At 45.9% G+C, this 19,199-nt stretch carries 2 protein-coding genes and 2 pseudogenes; all 4 read left to right on the top strand.

Features of this window, described 5'->3' with window-relative positions; all coding sequences use genetic code 11:
- The first annotated feature begins 117 nt into the window (after window positions 1-117).
- Entirely contained in the window at window positions 118-2,298 is a 2,181-nt protein-coding gene (locus BFG52_RS13790) for a carboxy terminal-processing peptidase (RefSeq protein ID WP_067557448.1), read from the top strand.
- Window positions 2,299-2,945: 647 nt separating this feature from the next.
- A pseudogene (locus BFG52_RS17535) lies at window positions 2,946-3,260 on the top strand (BapA/Bap/LapF family prefix-like domain-containing protein); the annotation flags it as partial.
- A gap of 123 nt (window positions 3,261-3,383) precedes the next feature.
- A pseudogene (locus BFG52_RS13785) lies at window positions 3,384-15,464 on the top strand (Ig-like domain-containing protein); the annotation flags it as partial.
- Window positions 15,453-19,154: a beta strand repeat-containing protein gene (locus BFG52_RS17530; RefSeq protein ID WP_456049104.1), complete on the top strand. Its 3,702-nt coding sequence runs from the start codon at window positions 15,453-15,455 to the stop codon at window positions 19,152-19,154. The pseudogene BFG52_RS13785 and the gene BFG52_RS17530, both read left to right, overlap by 12 nt.
- Window positions 19,155-19,199 lie beyond the last annotated feature (45 nt).

Genomic DNA, 19,199 nt, shown 5'->3' with positions numbered 1-19,199 from the left:
GCAGAGTATGATAAAACGACAAAGTATAAACCTGATAAGTTGTTTAAGATTCTGATATTAATCAATTCAGTTTAAAACAGCGTAGAATTTGGAAACCGTAGGACTTCAACAGAATTTATGAAACTTCAATTAATTGCCTGCGCCGTTGCTGTTGCGACTGGTGGGTTGCTTTTTAATCATGCAATCAGTGAAGCGAACGCTGCAAAAGAGCCTGCAGTTGTTTCGTCTACTCTCCAACCCACCCAACCACAAGCTTTGGTCGCGCGCCAATTAGCAACTTTGGTTGACCGTCAACACTATTTAAATATGAGACTAGATAGCGAGACTTCAGCACGAATCCTCGACATGTATCTAGATGCTTTGGACCCAGACCATAATATTTTTCTGGCATCAGATATAGAAAAATATAAAGCAGCCTATGCGTCAAATTTTGGGACGAGATTAAAAGCGGGTGATTTAACCGCGGGATATGCGATTCATGCCGATTATCGTGAACGCTTAAAAAATTTCTATCGTTTTATGTTGGCTGAGTTAAAAAAACCACAAGACTTACATCAACCTGATGTTTATATCGATACCGATCGTGAGAAAGCCCCCTATTTTACCAGTACAGCGCAACAGCAAGCGCATTGGAAAAATATGATCGTGTCACAACTGATCAATCTAACCATTGCCAAAGATGAAGAAAAAGCTAAACAAAAAGCGTTAAAAGCAGATCCATCTTTGGCGAATGGGCAGGATTTGACGAGCTCTGAAGATCTCACCCCGGTTCAGACTTTGACCAAACGTTATACCCGCCAATTACAACGTATTGAGCGTTTAAAAAGCGATGATGTCTTAGATAAAACCCTCAACGCCATGATGGCAACTTATGATCCGCATAGTAATTATTTCCCACCGATTGATGCCATGGAGTTGAATCGTCAAACCACGTTGCAGCTCGAGGGCATTGGGGTGTCGATTCGTCCTGAGCGGGGCAATGAAGATTACATCAAAATTGAAACCATTGTAGATGGTGGTCCAGCCAGTAAGTCGGGTCAGGTACGCGCTGGTGATCGTATCATTGGCGTCGCACAAGATGGCGAAAAAATGATAGATGTGATCGGCTGGCAAAGTTCAGAAATTGTGGGGCTGATTCGTGGTAAACGCGGTACCAAAGTCACGCTGAAGTTACAAGCTGCTGGTAGCCCGATGAGCCAAGCACGTGTGATTACCTTGACCCGTGATGTGATTCAAGAAGAAGATGCCGGTTTACGTTCACGGACAGTGACGGTTAACCGTGATGGTAAAGAACATGTTTTTGGTGTGATTGAAATCCCATCCTTCTATTTAAACTATCGCGCACGCCGTGCGGGTAACGAATATCGTTCTGTTGCTGAAGATACCAATAATGCCCTGAAAGCATTGGCAGCCCAGCAGGTTGAGGGCATCATCATTGACTTGAGAAATAATCCTGGTGGTTCTTTAGAAGAAGTGGCAAAAATGATTGGCCAAATCATCAAAGAAGGTCCAGTGGTACAGATTCGCGATGGCAATGGTAATGTCAGCGTGTTTAAAGATACCGATGGCGGTGTACAAACCTATGCAGGACCCTTGGCAGTACTGATTAACCTCGCATCAGCATCAGCCAGTGAAATTTACTCTGCAGCGGTACAAGATTATGGTCGCGGTATTGTGATTGGAAGTACCACCACGGGGAAAGGGACCGCTCAGGTACAATTGGACAGTCTGGCGCATGGACAGGCGACCTTAACGCAGCGTAAGTTTTATCGTATTACCGGTGGAAGTACACAAAATAAAGGGGTTATTCCAGATATTAAATTGGTTGATATCTATGACGAAGAGTTTGGTGAACGTAAAGCAAAAAATGCTTTGGTATGGGATACCATCCAAACGGCACCATTCCAACGCGCAGGGACCATCAAACCATATTTAGCAGAACTGGCTACTTTATCGAAGCAACGTACGACACAAGATCCGCAATTTAGCTATCTTGAAACACGAATGGCGATTTCGAAGGAAGCCAAACAGCAGAAAAAAGTTGTGTTAGATATCGACAAACGTAAAGCTGAATTGGCGGCTTTAGAACAAAAGACCTTGGCTGCTGAAAATACACGCCGTCTAGCCACGGGGCTTAAGCCATATGTTAACTGGGAAAGCTATCAAGCTGCACTGGAAGCACAAGCAGAGACGCGTGCTAAAATGAAAGCCAATAAGCGCCCGCCACTTCCTGAAGAAGAAACTTTTGTGAATGAGGCTGCGCAAATCTTATTGGATTACGCCAAATTACAAAAGTAAGGAAATACTGAGTCATTTTGCTTGGTTGTTTCGGAAAAACCAGTGATAGATATCACTGGTTTTTTTATGCTGAGTGGTGTTTTGATAAAGCATCTTGGATGCTCAATAAAGGTCTAAGTATCTCCATGAAAGCAATGATTAGCTTTGATCTAGTAGAAAAGAACCTCGCAGAATAAACCACAATAGAAGGGCTTAGAATAAAAATATTGACAGTAACAGGATTTAGAATAAGCGCTTAGTATGATTTTAAAAGCTTGATCTATTACTTTATTATTACCTTAAATTTTAAAATAAATAATAAAGTATAATTTTGACAGAGTGTTTTATTTTATTTTTAATTTTTAACTGATTAATTGTGCGTATTTTAACGAGTTTTATTGAATGCCTAAATCTTAATTTCAGCGATATATTATTTTTAAGTCGAGCTTTATTTTTAAAAGTGTGAGATAGAGCAAAGTATGGATATCATTATGTTATAAGAAATGTAGCATTATAAGGCATTTATATTTTTAACTATTTCATTGGTTTTATTTTATTACTTTTCTATGATATTCCCGATAGCTCTATTTTATGTGGGCTTTATTTAAGTTTTTAAAAATTAATAATTTTAAATATCTAATTTATATTTTCTTGGGTTGGGAAACATTATGTCTGAGATAAAAGTAATATCAAAAGAAACACACAAAGTATTAGAGACCGTTGATGGAGATAGCGTTGCTGTATCTGAGGCCTCTGTTGTTTTGATTAAGATCAATCACCATGACGTTGAGCGGATCGCAAAAGACGGCAACAATGCCGTCATCCTCCTCAAAAACGGTGAAAAAATTGTCATCGAAAATTTCTTTCCAAATGGGCAGTACCAAACTGAAAATAGCCTTGTTTTTGAAGATGATCAGCATAAATTGTTGTGGGCACAATTTACCGATGCGCAAGGTGCAGTCTTAGAAAATGTACAATTGGGCTATATCGATAGCATAGAACCGCTGTTGTATCATGATGCAAGCAGCCCTTGGGCTTGGCTTGCTGTGCCTATCGTTGCCGGAGGAATCATCGCATGGGCGGGGCATAGCGATGGCTCTAAAGGGGATACGGAGGCACCGAATGCACCGATTATTAATCCTGTAAATGGCAAAGACCCCATTACAGGAACAGCAGAACCGGGTAGCACCATAACCGTGACTTTTCCAGATGGAAAAACGGCAACCACCGTGACCAATCCCGATGGTACTTGGACGGTACCGAATCCCGGTTTAAAAGATGGCGACAAGATTACTGTAGTTGCCACGGACCCATCAAATAATACCTCGCCGCCAGCGACGGCAATTGTTGATGCGGTAGCACCGAATGCGCCGATTATTGATCCTGTAAATGGCAAAGATCCCATTACTGGAACAGCAGAACCGGGTAGCACCGTCACCGTGACTTTCCCAGATGGTAAAACTGAAACCACTGTGACCAATCCTGATGGCACTTGGACGGTACCGAATCCCGGTCTAAAAGATGGCGATAAAATTACAGCGGTTGCCACGGACCCATCAAATAATACCTCGCCGCCAGCGACGGCAATTGTTGATGCGGTAGCACCGAATGCGCCGATTATCGATCCTGTAAATGGCAAAGACCCCATTACTGGAACAGCAGAACCGGGTAGCACCGTCACCGTGACTTTCCCAGATGGTAAAACTGAAACCACTGTGACCAATCCCGATGGAAGTTGGACGGTACCGAATCCCGGTCTAAAAGATGGCGATAAAATTACAGCAGTCGCTACGGATCCTGCCAATAATACTTCACCGCCAGCGACGGCAATTGTTGATGCGGTAGCACCGAATGCGCCGATTATCGATCCTGTAAATGGCAAAGACCCCATTACCGGAACAGCAGAACCGGGTAGCACCGTGACCGTGACTTTCCCAGATGGCAAAACTGAAACCACTGTGACCAATCCTGATGGAAGTTGGACGGTACCGAATCCCGGTCTAAAAGATGGTGATAAAATTACAGCAGTCGCTACGGATCCTGCCAATAATACTTCACCGCCAGCGACGGCAATTGTTGATGCGGTAGCACCGGATGCACCGATTATTAACCCACCCAGTGAGACTGACCCAATTACGGGTACAGCAGAGCCTGGTAGCACCGTGACCGTGACTTTCCCAGATGGCAGCACGGAAACAACCACGACCAATCCGAATGGGACTTGGACGGTGCCGAATCCCGGTCTAAAAGATGGCGATGAAATCAAAGCCACTGCGACAGATAAAGCTGGCAATACCTCACCGGAAACAACGGCTGTGGTTGATGTTGCCGTACCTTCTGCATTGGTGGAGATTGAAAGTTATAGTGATAACGTCAATCCACAAGTTGGTGACTTTACATCGGGCAGTAGTACCAATGACCCGACACCAACCTTGAACCTTGTTTTAACGGGGACGCTTGCATCTGGCGATGTTATCAATATTTATCGTGATGGCGTTAAAGTGGGTACGGCAACTTTAGGTGCGGATAATAAGTATCATTTTACCGACAGTACTTTAGCTGATGGCTTATACGAATATAGCGCTCGAGTGGAGAATGACAGCGGGAAAGTCGGTCCAATCAGTGCGGCGTTTGAAATTTTGGTCGACACCCAAGCACCAGCACAATTACAGATAGATGAAGTAATTGATGATGTGGAATACATCGTGGGTCAGATCACAGCAGGGGGCAGTACCAATGACACCCATCCAACGGTGAAGGGGCATGGTGCAGAGCCGAATGCGACCGTTACCTTAAAAGATACAGACGGTACCATCTTAGGAACTACGGTGGCAGCAGCAGATGGAACGTGGAGCATTGAACCGACCAGCCCATTGACTGAAGGTCCGCATCATTTACAAGTGACACAAACAGATCAGGCGGGCAATGAAAGTGCGCCAGAAAGCTTTGATTTGGTGGTGGATAGTGTTGCACCAACACAAGCGACGCAGATCATTGATATCTTAGATGCGGTGAGTCCTGTGATAGGCAGTGTTGCCAATAATGGCTATACCGATGACACGGCACCGACCTTACAAGGTACGCTGAGCCAAGCTTTGGGCAATGCTGAAAAGGTTGTGGTACTGCGTGATGGTCAGGTCGTCGGCGAAGCGATTGTCACAGGACAGACGTGGAGCTTTAAAGACAGCGGTCTCGAAAATGGCAAACAGTATGAGTACAGCGCACGGGTTGAAGACGCCGCAGGTAACCGAGGTGGTATTTCTAATAACTATGTGATCAATGTCGATACTATTGCCCCAACACAAACGGTGCAGATCATCTCGGCGACTGATAACGTCGGTCCAGTGACGGGTGAATTGGCATCGGGTGCGATTACAGATGATTCTACGCCAAGCTTAAACGGTAGCATTAGCAGTGTCTTGGCTGCCAACGAAGTGATTGTGATCTATCGTGATGGGGTCAAAGTAGGTACAGCGACCATCGCCAATGGTGCAACCACATGGACTTATACCGATCATGGTTTGGTCAATGGTCAAGACTATCGCTATACCGCACAGGTTGAAGATGCTTCTGGGCTGACAGGTCCAAGCTCTAATCCATTTGACCTTAGCTATGTAACGGATGGTTCAAGCAATATTGCGACCATTACCGAGATTGAAGATGATGTCGACCCTGTAGTTGGTGTTATTGCCAATAATGGTTATAGCAATGATACCGCGCCTTTGGTTAAAGGTAATTTAGCGGAAGCATTGGCAGCGGGTGAAAAAGTTGTGGTGCTGCGTGATGGTCAAGTGATTGGTGAAGCCATTGTCACAGGACAAACATGGACTTTTCAAGACAGCAACTTACAGCATGGTGAACAATATACTTATAGTGTGGTGGTTGAAAGTGCAGCGGGTATTGCAGGCACTGAGTCCAATAGCTATACCATTCATATTGATACCGTAGCGCCGAGTCAAAGTGTCAGCATTACCGAGGTGGTGGACAATAAAGCCCCAGTCACAGGTGTGGTGGCGAATGGTGGCTTTACCAATGATGATACCCCAGAAATTAAGGGAACATTGAGCAGTGCCTTAACGGCAGGTGAAGTGCTGGTGGTCTATCGAGATGGGGTGAAGATTGGTACAGCAACGGTGACAGGAAATAACTGGAGCTTTAGTGATGCCAGTTTGGCCAGTGGTCAAAGTTATACTTATACCGCACAAGTTGAAGACTTGGCTGGCAATACCTCAGCCCTGAGCAATAGCTATAACATCAACACCAACTTTGATGGTGCATCACAAAGTGTTGCGATTGTACGGGTATTGGATAATGTCGATCCAGTACAAGGTGTGGTGAGCAACAAAGGCTATACCAATGATCAGACACCGACCTTAGAAGGTTCGATTGCTTCGGCATTGTCAGCTGGTGATGTTGTGGTGATCTTCCGTGATGGTGTTGAGGTGGGAACGGCTACGGTAACAGGTACCACATGGCAGTTCACGGACAACTTAGGCAGTGATGGTCATTATAGTTATACCGCTGCGGTTCGAACTAATACCGGTGATACTGGTGCACCTTCCGCGGTCTATGAGATTAATTTAGACACCCAAGCACCCTCGCAATTACAGATAGATGAAGTAATTGATGATGTGGAATACATCGTGGGTCAGATCACAGCAGGGGGCAGTACCAATGACACCCATCCAACGGTGAAGGGGCATGGTGCAGAGCCGAATGCGACCGTTACCTTAAAAGATACAGACGGTACCATCTTAGGGACCACGGTGGCAGCAGCGGATGGAACGTGGAGCATTGAACCGACCAGCCCATTGACTGAAGGTCCGCATCATTTACAAGTCACACAAACAGATCAGGCGGGCAATGAAAGTGCGCCAGAAAGCTTTGATTTGGTGGTGGATAGTGTTGCACCAACACAAGCGACGCAGATCATTGATATCTTAGATGCGGTGAGTCCAGTAATAGGCAGTGTTGCCAATAATGGCTATACCGATGACACTGCACCGACCTTACAAGGTACGCTGAGCCAAGCTTTGGGCAATGCTGAAAAGGTTGTGGTACTGCGTGATGGTCAGGTCGTCGGCGAAGCGATTGTCACAGGACAGACGTGGAGCTTTAAAGACAGCGGTCTTGAAAATGGCAAACAGTATGAGTACAGCGCACGGGTTGAAGATGCCGCAGGTAACCGAGGTGGTATTTCTAATAACTATGTGATCAATGTCGATACTATTGCCCCAACACAAACGGTGCAGATCATCTCGGCGACTGATAACGTCGGTCCAGTGACGGGTGAATTGGCATCGGGTGCGATTACAGATGATTCTACGCCAAGCTTAAACGGTAGCATTAGCAGTGTCTTGGCTGCCAACGAAGTGATTGTGATCTATCGTGATGGGGTCAAAGTAGGTACAGCGACCATCGCCAATGGTGCAACCACATGGACTTATACCGATCATGGTTTGGTCAATGGTCAAGACTATCGCTATACCGCACAGGTTGAAGATGCTTCTGGGCTGACAGGTCCAAGCTCTAATCCATTTGATCTTAGCTATGTGACGGATGGTTCAAGTAATATTGCGACCATTACCGAGATTGAAGATGATGTCGACCCTGTAGTTGGTGTTATTGCCAATAATGGTTATAGCAATGATACCGCACCTTTGGTTAAAGGTAATTTAGCGGAAGCATTGGCAGCGGGTGAAAAAGTTGTGGTGCTGCGTGATGGTCAAGTGATTGGTGAAGCCATTGTCACAGGACAAACATGGACTTTCCAAGACAGCAACTTACAGCATGGTGAACAATATACTTATAGTGTGGTGGTTGAAAGTGCAGCGGGTATTGCGGGCACTGAGTCCAATAGCTATACCATTCATATTGATACCGTAGCGCCGAGTCAAAGTGTCAGCATTACCGAGGTGGTGGACAATAAAGCCCCAGTCACAGGTGTGGTGGCGAATGGTGGCTTTACCAATGATGATACCCCAGAAATTAAGGGAACATTGAGCAGCGCCTTAACGGCAGGTGAAGTGCTGGTGGTCTATCGCGATGGGGTGAAGATTGGTACCGCAACGGTGACAGGAAATAACTGGAGCTTTAGTGATGCTAGTTTGGCCAGTGGTCAAAGTTATACTTATACCGCACAAGTTGAAGACTTGGCTGGCAATACCTCAGCCCTGAGCAATAGCTATAACATCAACACCAACTTTGATGGTGCATCACAAAGTGTTGCGATTGTACGGGTATTGGATAATGTCGATCCAGTACAAGGTGTGGTGAGCAACAAAGGCTATACCAATGATCAGACACCGACCTTAGAAGGTTCGATTGGTTCGGCATTGTCAGCTGGTGATGTTGTGGTGATCTTCCGTGATGGTGTTGAGGTGGGAACGGCTACGGTAACAGGCACCACATGGCAGTTCACGGACAACTTAGGCAGTGATGGTCATTATAGTTATAGCGCTGCGGTTCGAACTAATACCGGTGATACTGGTGCACCTTCCGCGGTCTATGAAATTAATTTAGACACCCAAGCACCAGCACAATTACAGATAGATGAAGTAATTGATGATGTGGAATACATCGTGGGTCAGATCACAGCAGGGGGCAGTACCAATGACACCCATCCAACGGTGAAGGGGCATGGTGCAGAGCCGAATGCGACCGTTACCTTAAAAGATACGGACGGTACCATCTTAGGAACCACGGTGGCAGCAGCAGATGGAACGTGGAGCATTGAACCGACCAGCCCATTAACTGAAGGTCCACACCATTTACAAGTGACACAAACAGATCAGGCGGGCAATGAAAGTGCGCCAGAAAGCTTTGATTTGGTGGTGGATAGTGTTGCACCAACACAAGCGACGCAGATCATTGATATCTTAGATGCTGTGAGTCCAGTGATAGGCAGTGTTGCCAATAATGGCTATACCGATGACACTGCACCGACCTTACAAGGTACGCTGAGCCAAGCTTTGGGCAATGCTGAAAAGGTTGTGGTACTGCGTGATGGTCAGGTCGTCGGCGAAGCCATTGTCACAGGACAGACGTGGAGCTTTAAAGACAGCGGTCTTGAAAATGGCAAACAGTATGAGTACAGCGCACGGGTTGAAGATGCCGCAGGTAACCGAGGTGGTATTTCTAATAACTATGTGATCAATGTCGATACTATTGCCCCAACACAAACGGTGCAGATCATCTCGGCGACCGATAACGTCGGTCCAGTGACGGGTGAATTGGCATCGGGTGCGATTACAGATGATTCTACGCCAAGCTTAAACGGTAGCATTAGCAGTGTTTTGGCTGCCAACGAAGTGATTGTGATCTATCGTGATGGGGTCAAAGTAGGTACAGCGACCATCGCCAATGGTGCAACCACATGGACTTATACCGATCATGGTTTGGTTAATGGTCAAGACTATCGCTATACCGCACAGGTTGAAGATGCTTCTGGGCTGACAGGTCCAAGCTCTAATCCATTTGACCTTAGCTATGTGACGGATGGTTCAAGTAATATTGCGACCATTACCGAGATTGAAGATGATGTCGACCCTGTAGTTGGTGTTATTGCCAATAATGGTTATAGCAATGATACCGCGCCTTTGGTTAAAGGTAACTTAGCGGAAGCATTGGCAGCAGGTGAAAAAGTTGTGGTGCTGCGTGATGGTCAAGTGATTGGTGAAGCCATTGTCACAGGGCAAACATGGACTTTCCAAGACAGCAACTTACAGCATGGTGAACAATATACTTATAGTGTGGTGGTTGAAAGTGCAGCGGGTATTGCAGGCACTGAGTCCAATAGCTATACCATTCATATTGATACCGTAGCGCCGAGTCAAAGTGTCAGCATTACCGAGGTGGTGGACAATAAAGCCCCAGTCACAGGTGTGGTGGCGAATGGTGGCTTTACCAATGATGATACCCCAGAAATTAAGGGAACATTGAGCAGTGCCTTAACGGCAGGTGAAGTGCTGGTGGTCTATCGTGATGGGGTGAAGATTGGTACAGCAACGGTGACAGGAAATAACTGGAGCTTTAGTGATGCCAGTTTGGCCAGTGGTCAAAGTTATACTTATACCGCACAAGTTGAAGACTTGGCTGGCAATACCTCAGCCCTGAGCAATAGCTATAACATCAACACCAACTTTGATGGTGCATCACAAAGTGTTGCGATTGTACGGGTATTGGATAATGTCGATCCAGTACAAGGTGTGGTGAGCAACAAAGGCTATACCAATGATCAGACACCGACCTTAGAAGGTTCGATTGCTTCGGCATTGTCAGCTGGTGATGTTGTGGTGATCTTCCGTGATGGTGTTGAGGTGGGAACGGCTACGGTAACAGGTACCACATGGCAGTTCACGGACAACTTAGGCAGTGATGGTCATTATAGTTATACCGCTGCGGTTCGAACTAATACCGGTGATACTGGTGCACCTTCCGCGGTCTATGAGATTAATTTAGACACCCAAGCACCCTCGCAATTACAGATAGATGAAGTAATTGATGATGTGGAATACATCGTGGGTCAGATCACAGCAGGGGGCAGTACCAATGACACCCATCCAACGGTGAAGGGGCATGGTGCAGAGCCGAATGCGACCGTTACCTTAAAAGATACGGACGGTACCATCTTAGGAACCACGGTGGCAGCAGCAGATGGAACGTGGAGCATTGAACCGACCAGCCCATTGACTGAAGGTCCGCATCATTTACAAGTCACACAAACAGATCAGGCGGGCAATGAAAGTGCACCAGAAAGCTTTGATTTGGTGGTGGATAGTGTTGCACCAACACAAGCGACGCAGATCATTGATATCTTAGATGCGGTGAGTCCAGTGATAGGCAGTGTTGCCAATAATGGCTATACCGATGACACTGCACCGACCTTACAAGGTACGCTGAGCCAAGCTTTGGGCAATGCTGAAAAGGTTGTGGTACTGCGTGATGGTCAGGTCGTCGGCGAAGCGATTGTCACAGGACAGACGTGGAGCTTTAAAGACAGCGGTCTTGAAAATGGCAAACAGTATGAGTACAGCGCACGGGTTGAAGACGCCGCAGGTAACCGAGGTGGTATTTCTAATAACTATGTGATCAATGTCGATACTATTGCCCCAACACAAACGGTGCAGATCATCTCGGCGACTGATAACGTCGGTCCAGTGACGGGTGAATTGGCATCGGGTGCGATTACAGATGATTCTACGCCAAGCTTAAACGGTAGCATTAGCAGTGTCTTGGCTGCCAACGAAGTGATTGTGATCTATCGTGATGGGGTCAAAGTAGGTACAGCGACCATCGCCAATGGTGCAACCACATGGACTTATACCGATCATGGTTTGGTCAATGGTCAAGACTATCGCTATACCGCACAGGTTGAAGATGCTTCTGGGCTGACAGGTCCAAGCTCTAATCCATTTGATCTTAGCTATGTGACGGATGGTTCAAGTAATATTGCGACCATTACCGAGATTGAAGATGATGTTGACCCTGTAGTTGGTGTTATTGCCAATAATGGTTATAGCAATGATACTGCGCCTTTGGTTAAAGGTAATTTAGCGGAAGCATTGGCAGCAGGTGAAAAAGTTGTGGTGCTGCGTGATGGTCAAGTGATTGGTGAAGCGATCGTCACAGGACAAACATGGACTTTCCAAGACAGCAACTTACAGCATGGTGAACAATATACTTATAGTGTGGTGGTTGAAAGTGCAGCGGGTATTGCAGGCACTGAGTCCAATAGCTATACCATTCATATTGATACCGTAGCGCCGAGTCAAAGTGTCAGCATTACCGAGGTGGTGGACAATAAAGCCCCAGTCACAGGTGTGGTGGCGAATGGTGGCTTTACCAATGATGATACCCCAGAAATTAAGGGAACATTGAGCAGTGCCTTAACGGCAGGTGAAGTGCTGGTGGTCTATCGCGATGGGGTGAAGATTGGTACAGCAACGGTGACAGGAAATAACTGGAGCTTTAGTGATGCCAGTTTGGCCAGTGGTCAAAGTTATACTTATACCGCACAAGTTGAAGACTTGGCTGGCAATACTTCAGCCCTGAGCAATAGCTATAACATCAACACCAACTTTGATGGTGCATCACAAAGTGTTGCGATTGTACGGGTATTGGATAATGTCGATCCAGTACAAGGTGTGGTGAGCAACAAAGGCTATACCAATGATCAGACACCGACCTTAGAAGGTTCGATTGGTTCGGCATTGTCAGCTGGTGATGTTGTGGTGATCTTCCGTGATGGTGTTGAGGTGGGAACGGCTACAGTAACAGGCACCACATGGCAGTTCACGGATAACTTAGGCAGTGATGGTCATTATAGTTATACCGCTGCGGTTCGAAATAATACCGGTGATACTGGTGCACCTTCCGCGGTCTATGAGATTAATTTAGACACTCAAGCACCAGCACAATTACAGATAGATGAAGTAATTGATGATGTGGAATACATCGTGGGTCAGATCACAGCAGGAGGCAGTACCAATGACACCCATCCAACGGTGAAGGGGCATGGTGCAGAGCCGAATGCGACCGTTACCTTAAAAGATACAGACGGTACCATCTTAGGGACCACGGTGGCAGCAGCGGATGGAACGTGGAGCATTGAACCGACCAGCCCATTGACTGAAGGTCCGCATCATTTACAAGTGACACAAACAGATCAGGCGGGCAATGAAAGTGCGCCAGAAAGCTTTGATTTGGTGGTGGATATACAAGCACCAAGCCTGAGTATTTCTGTGAGTGATTTGGAACTAGCCGCGGGTGAAACAATTACTGTGACCTTTAAGTTTAGTGAAGCAGTAAGTAGTTTTGATAGCAGTGATGTACTCACAACAGGTGGTAACTTAACGGGCTTGACTACAACAGACAATATTACTTGGACTGCAAGCTTTACCCAAAGTGGCAGTGAACAACCCAGTATTAAAGTGAATGATGGAAGTTATACGGATGTTGCGGGGAATGCTGGTACTGGCGATGTTGTTGATGCAACAGATGGTTTTATTACCGATGATAGTGCGCCGACACTTGAGATCAGTGCCACTGATTTAGTACTGTCAGCCGGTGAAGTGATTACTGTCACCTTTAAATTTAGCGAGGCTGTAATTGGCTTTGATGCGAGTGATATCAGCACAGTCGGTGGTAACTTAATTGGCTTAACCACAACAGACAATATTACTTGGACAGCAAGCTTTACCCAAAGTGGTACAGATCAACCGAGCATCAGTGTTGCCGATGATAGTTATAGCGATCTTGCTGGGAACCTAGGTAAAGGTGATGTGTTGGATGGCAGCGCGGGCTTTATTACCGATACCACAGCGCCGACACTTGAGATCAGTGCCACAGACTTAGTGTTGTCTGTGGGTGAAGTGGTGACAGTGACCTTTAAATTTAGCGAGGCTGTGACTGGCTTTGATGCGAGTGATATCAGCACAGTCGGTGGTAACTTAACTGGCTTAACCACAACAGACAATATTACTTGGACAGCAAGCTTTACCCAAAGTGGTACAGATCAACCGAGCATCAGTGTTGCCGATGATAGTTATAGCGATCTTGCTGGGAACCTAGGTAAAGGTGATGTGTTGGATGCCAGCGCGGGCTTTATTACCGATACCACAGCGCCGACACTTGAGATCAGTGCCACAGACTTAGTGTTGTCTGTGGGTGAAGTGGTGACAGTGACCTTTAAATTTAGCGAGGCTGTGACTGGCTTTGATGCGAGTGATATCAGCACAGTCGGTGGTAACTTAACTGGCTTAACCACAACAGACAATATTACTTGGACAGCAAGCTTTACCCAAAGTGGTACAGATCAACCGAGCATCAGTGTTGCCGATGATAGTTATAGCGATCTTGCTGGGAACCTAGGTAAAGGTGATGTGTTGGATGCCAGCGCGGGCTTTATTACCGATACCACAGCGCCGACACTTGAGATCAGTGCCACAGACTTAGTGTTGTCTGTGGGTGAAGTGGTGACAGTGACCTTTAAATTTAGCGAGGCTGTGACTGGCTTTGATGCGAGTGATATCACCACAGTCGGTGGTAACTTAACTGGCTTAACCACAACAGACAATATTACTTGGACAGCAAGCTTTACCCAAAGTGGTACAGATCAACCGAGCATCAGTGTTGCCGATGATAGTTATAGCGATCTTGCTGGGAACCTAGGTAAAGGTGATGTATTGGATGCCAGCGCGGGCTTTATTACCGATACCACAGCGCCGACACTTGAGATCAGTGCCACAGACTTAGTGTTGTCTGTGGGTGAAGTGGTGACAGTGACCTTTAAATTTAGTGAGGCTGTGACTGGCTTTGATGCGAGTGATATCAGCACAGTCGGTGGTAACTTAACTGGCTTAACCACAACAGACAATATTACTTGGACAGCAAGCTTTACCCAAAGTGGTACAGATCAACCGAGCATCAGTGTTGCCGATGATAGTTATAGCGATCTTGCTGGGAACCTAGGTAAAGGTGATGTGTTGGATGGCAGCGCGGGCTTTATTACCGATACCACAGCGCCGACACTTGAGATCAGTGCCACAGACTTAGTGTTGTCTGTGGGTGAAGTGGTGACAGTGACCTTTAAATTTAGCGAGGCTGTGACTGGCTTTGATGCGAGTGATATCACCACAGTCGGTGGTAACTTAACTGGCTTAACCACAACAGACAATATTACTTGGACAGCAAGCTTTACCCAAAGTGGTACAGATCAACCGAGCATCAGTGTTGCCGATGATAGTTATAGCGATCTTGCTGGGAACCTAGGTAAAGGTGATGTGTTGGATGGCAGCGCGGGCTTTATTACCGATACCACAGCGCCGACACTTGAGATCAGTGCCACAGACTTAGTGTTGTCTGTGGGTGAAGTGGTGACAGTGACCTTTAAATTTAGTGAGGCTGTGACTGGCTTTGATGCGAGTGATATCACCACAGTCGGTGGTAACTTAACTGGCTTAACCACAACAGACAATATTACTTGGACAGCAAGCTTTACCCAAAGTGGTACAGATCAACCGAGCATCAGTGTTGCCGATGATAGTTATAGCGATCTTGCTGGGAACCTAGGTAAAGGTGATGTGTTGGATGGCAGCGCGGGCTTTATTACCGACCTGATACCACTCAGTTTAACCATTACAGATGATGTTGCTGCGAGTATTACCAATGATCCAGTGACCTTTACATTTAGTTTTAATAAGGATGTGGCTGATTTTGAGTTAAGCGACATTGTTGTCGCTGGTGGAACAGCGGCATCAACTTTAACCCAAGTAGATGCTCACACATATACCTTATTGGTTACACCAACAGCCAATAGTCTTGGCACCATCACGGTAAATGTGGCTGCAAATGTGGCAACAGATAGTGCTGGGAATAAAAATTCTGCCGCATCAGCAAGTCAGGATTACGATACGCTCATTCCTTTAGAAACCGTAACGATCAACACCTATACCGATGATGTAGGCGCGATTACTGGTGATTTTGCATCTAATACTAAAACAGATGATACCGCTCCTGTGTTGAATGGGACGATCAGTGCAGCACTGGGTGTGGGTCATCAAGTCGCAGTCTATGCCAGTGACAATAGTCTTTTAGGTTATGCCACGGTCGATGCCGTGAATCTAACATGGAGCTATGCACTAACAGGTCTAACTGAAGGTAGTAGTAGCTATTATGCCAAGGTGGTTTCAGCCGTGGGTAATGAGGGCGCAAAAAGTAATGATTTCACGATCATTGTTGATTTAACTCCGCCTGTTGTTGCAAGTCTCAGCACTACGTTTAGCTTAGACGTCGATACGAGTAATGGTGTGCCGCTCTCTGGTTTGACTACAACCATTACAGCGCAGAATAGTGACCTCATTACACGTGACAATACACCAACAGCGGTAAAAGGTACTTTAAGCACGGCTCTGGCAACTGGTGAAATGTTGCAGATTTCTAAGGATAATGGCGTAACCTGGCAAGATGTGAGCAGTTTGGCAGGCAGTGATTGGGTCTATAACTTATCCGATACCTATACTGCCGATACCACTTTAAACTTTAAATTTAGGGTACGTGATGAAGCTGGAAATACCACTGCATTGAGTACTGAAGATCGTGTGGTCATGATTGATGTGACTACACCAGATGCACCAACGCTTGCACCTATTGTGCCGACACAAACCAATAATGTTGCCTCAAATACATTTAACCATACCGTTTATGGTGTATTAGAGGCTGGAACAACGGTTGCATTGGTCAATGACGTCAATAAAAATGGCATGTGGCAAGAAGGTATTGATACTGTCATTGCCAGCACAGTTGTTGCTAATGATGGTACATGGAGCTTCAATACAGAGTTACCTAGTGGCGCATTAAACTTAGCCTTTATGGTTTGGGATAAAGCCGGCAATATTTCTCGTCTCAGCCCAATTACCCATACCGGTGTTGGTTCAAGTAGCGGTGGTACAGAAACAATTGTTACTGACTGGGGTGGCACAGCAACTGCAAGTGGAACGAACTTAGGGATGAACTCTGCTGCGGTTAGTATTAGTCAAAATGGTAACTGGAACTTTTTCCAAAGTGTAACAGCAACCAATGGTAATAATGCCTATGCTGGGCGTGTCTATGAAGTTAAGGGAACAACAGGATTCAGCTCTCAGTATTTAGCTGAGCCAAGTGATTTGACAAGTCATACCTATGGTGGTGTGATCACATCTACGGTGTTTGCAGATTTTAACCGTGATGGTTATAGCGATGTGGTTTCTCAGGTAAGTAGTTATAGCAACTCGGGTCGAGTACCGTATTGGACAGGAAATAGCGATGGCTCTTATACAGGACAAACCTTCGATCAGGATACTTTAAACCATATTGGTGGTGTAGTGGCTTATGACCGCACTGGTGATGGTTACCTTGACCTGGTGATTGGTGATTCTGCAGCAGATTCATTGGTCTTTATGCAAAATAATGCGGGTTCATTTGTACCCGAAGCGGGAAATGGGTCGAGTGGCGCCTATCACCGGCCCCCCTCATCGGCATTTACCGTTGTTAATGGTTTGGGAACGGGAACCGTTGCGGGAGCCGTGATCCCCAACCTTATGAATATTTTTAAAACAGTTTCTGGGGTTGATTTAGACAATAACGGTGCCGTCGATATCTTGGCGAATGTGAGTTATAACGATGCATCAAGGGACGGAAATAACTCTCGTGGTCTAGGTGTGCTATATAACTCTGGTGGCAGTGCTGGTTTTACCTACATCAATAAGGCCAATGTCTTTATGACTGGTGGTGGGGCTGATGATGAAGGGCGCTTGTTGATGTCGATGACCTATGCCGATTTTAATGGTGATGGTTGGTTAGATCTGTATATCAATCGAGGGACGAAAGCCGGTGCTGACTCTAATGAAAGCCGCATCTATCTCAATGATGGTAAAGGACAGTTAAAAGCCACTGATGCAGAAGCATTATGGTTTGGTGACAACCGTGCAGGAGGAAGTTCTTTTGCGGTGGATTGGAACCTCGATGGCAAAGTCGATGTAATCGAAGTGCCTGTAGCAACATTGGGAACTGCATTTGCACCAACACTGTATACCAATCAGGGCACAGGTGTTTGGGGCGGCGCTGGCACTGTCAGTGCTTTAAGCAGCACAGTCTATAACAATATTACTGGCGCAACGGCAGTTGATTATGACTGGGATGGTTCGGTTGACTTGGTACTCTATCGTTCGGGTGTAAATAGCAATGTAGGGTTGGGTGATGCTGCTGCACCTACCATCGTGATTCGCAATACCAATGTTGCAGCGGATGGTAGCAGTTTGCATGTGCGTATTGTCGATGCGATGGGATTCAATAGTTATTATGGCAATACCGTAAAACTTTATAATTCCGCTGGCGTCTTAGTCTCTACCCAAGTGATCAATGCGCAGTCTTCTGGTTCAAATGATAGTACGGGTATTGTCAATTTCTATGGGCTGAATCCAAACGAGACCTATTCTGTACAATTGTTGCGTAATATCAATGGTGTGGTCGACAATGTTGCTGGCGTTGCCAACCTTGGTGGCTATGCCAATAGCACAATTAACCAGAGTTGGACTGGGATCAAAGCTGGTAAAGCCAATGAAGCAATTATCTTAACGGCCGAGTCAGACAGCGCAGTCAATAATAGTGTCACGAATCCAACGGGTATTGTGGGTACGGGATATAACGATCATTTCTACGCCTCTCTCGGCAATGATCACTATAACGGTGGTGGTGGTTGGCAAGTAGATGCTGCTGGTAATCCAACCTGGGTCGCCAATGGTGGTATGGATGTATTGGACTACAGCAAACTCAATGCCAGTATTAGTGTCGATATGGCCGCTGGAACAGTGACTAAAGTCATTGGCGGTGTAAGCTCAACGGATACTTTTGTCAATATTGAGAAGTTCATTGCAGGGAATGGCAATGCTGTCTTTAATAGTTCCGCTGGTAATGATCATTTTAGTGGTGGCGCAGGCAATGATATTTATAATCTTGGTGGTGCAGGCGGTGGGCAGGATACAATTTATCTTGCGCTACATAATGCAGCAGATGCAACGGGCGGTAATGGTAGTGACATCGTCAATGGTTTCCATGTTGGACAAGTTGCCACAGACCTCAATGCAGATATTATAGATATCAATGAGTTACTTAGTGATTATAAAGGTACAGCAGGGCTGTATACGGACAGTGATGGGGTAAAACTAGATTATGCATCATCAGCTTTACATGATTACTTAAAAGTAACGAATGATGGCAGCAACACCAGCATTGCAATTGATCGTGATGGTGGCGGAGATCAGTTTACAACAGTGCTCACTTTAAATGGTGTACAAACTGATTTAATTGAATTGCTGTATAATAATCAATTAATTATATAATTAACTTTGGTTGCTAAAGTTTGATTATATTTTTATAAATAAAGG

The sequence above is a fragment of the Acinetobacter larvae genome, from assembly GCF_001704115.1.
Classification (GTDB): Bacteria; Pseudomonadota; Gammaproteobacteria; order Pseudomonadales; family Moraxellaceae; genus Acinetobacter; species Acinetobacter larvae.
This window is presented reverse-complemented; position numbering and strand designations above follow the sequence as displayed.